The sequence below is a fragment of the Eudoraea sp. genome, assembly GCF_049669105.1.
Lineage (GTDB): Bacteria > Bacteroidota > Bacteroidia > Flavobacteriales > Flavobacteriaceae > Eudoraea.
The window spans coordinates 1-1,765 of the sequence record NZ_JBATKE010000190.1; the positions used below are offsets into that span (position 1 = coordinate 1).

A 1,765-nucleotide genomic window follows, 5' to 3' on the forward strand; every position below is an offset into this window, starting at 1 on the left:
GCCCCAGAATGCGCACATCGAGGCCGAAACAGACGTTGAGTTGTGGGCGATAGACGGGTCGGTGCTGAACGGTATCGCCACCGAGCATCCGGAATTGCATGAATTCTTCACCGAGATCGTCGCCAGCCGGTTCGATACGAAAAGGCCCGTGGCGGACAGGTCGATCGGCAAGTACGTCGCCTCGGAGATCATCGGCCGCGGCGCCTACAGCATCGTGTACGGCGGTGTTCACTCGAGCCTGAACATGCCCGTGACCATAAAAATGATGAAGCATGACCTGGCCATGAATCCAGAATTTTTCAAGGGTTTTATCAACGAGGCCAAAACCGTCGCCAAGCTGCACCACGAGAACATCGTCCAGGTCTATGACATCGAAGAGCTATACCGAACCGTTTTCATCATCATGGAACGACTGACAGGCACCATGTTAAATGATCTGCTGCGGTCGATGTTCAAGCTTCCCCCCAAAAGAGTCCTCAGGTACTTGATTCAAATCGCCAAAGGACTCGATTACGCCCATAAGAACGGCATCGTGCATCAGGACATCAAACCGGCCAATATCATCATACTGCCGGATGACAGAGTCAAAATACTCGACTTTGGACTGGCCTGTCCCGTGGGGTCCGAAAATTTTCTGACCGGGACCCCTTTTTACATGTCCCCCGAGCAGGTGCAGTGCTATCCGGTCGACCAGCGCTCGGACATCTACAGCCTGGGATTGGTTGCTTACGAGATGCTGACCGGCAGAAGACCATTCGAAGGAGAGGATCATTGGAAGGTGATGGAAATGCGGACTGAAAGGGAAATCCCCGATCCCGCCGAATTGATGCCGAAAATACCCGGCGCCTTGCGCAATTTTGTTCGCAAAGCCTGCGCGCGAGAGCCGGGCAAGCGGTACCAGAACATTCCCGAGGTATTTGTCGAAATGAAACCGCTTGCCGCCGAATACGGTCTGACAAACGGTGAGTATTACGAACCCAAACGAAAAATGCGGATGTTTTATCTCGTTTATGGGGACGAAGAGACGAAGGAACTTACAGCCGCCATGGATGACTTTAATATTCGGATGCAACGCATCGGGGTTGAGCTCAAGGCCGGTGATTTAATTGATTTTTGAATATATAATCTCTCCGAGCTTCTCATCAGGGAATATTGCCGATCCCAGCCCCTATCCACTCGATAACGAATTTTAACGGATAAAGATACTGTTAGCTTATCATGCAAACGTTTAAGAAAATTATTCTTGCTTTCAAGTTTAGCTCGGCCTGCCGTTCTGCGCTTGAAAAGGCGATCCAGCTTTCAATATCAAACGATGCAGAGCTCTTTATATTTCATGCCTCGGATTACCGGCTGATAGGAAAACACCAGAACGATTCGGATCTTATTAAATTAAACCGGCAAATGGAGCGGCAATTTGAAACCGAAATTAAACCGCTGATCGAAGAATTTCCGAAATTTAAATTCGGGTCTTCACCGAGTGACCCGGCGCTTGAAATCTGTAAAATAGCCCGTCAAATCCAAGCCGACCTGATTCTTTTAGGTTGCCATGACGAACCGGAAAAACCAAGTTTGGCTCGACTCGATTACGTGGGGGTAACGATTCTTGAAAAGGCACCTTGCCCTGTGATGCTGGTGCCGCCTTGAATAATCATGTAAAGCTTCGGGAAAATTTTGAGAATGTAACAAAATAATCTGTTCCTTAAAATCGTAATCCTGCGTCAGCTTAGTCAACAGCGTCTGCTTTCACTTCATAACCAAAAGGGAA

The 1,765-nt window shown here is 48.8% G+C and carries 2 protein-coding genes; both read left to right on the top strand.

Annotated features, from left to right (window positions below; translation table 11 throughout):
- Positions 1-1,117: protein kinase domain-containing protein (locus WBM60_RS14565; protein WP_424283254.1), on the top strand; the 1,117-nt coding region annotated here is incomplete at its 5' end.
- A 101-nt stretch (positions 1,118-1,218) separates the two neighbouring features.
- Positions 1,219-1,644: a universal stress protein gene (locus WBM60_RS14570; RefSeq protein WP_424283255.1), complete on the top strand. Its 426-nt coding sequence runs from the start codon at positions 1,219-1,221 to the stop codon at positions 1,642-1,644.
- Positions 1,645-1,765 lie beyond the last annotated feature (121 nt).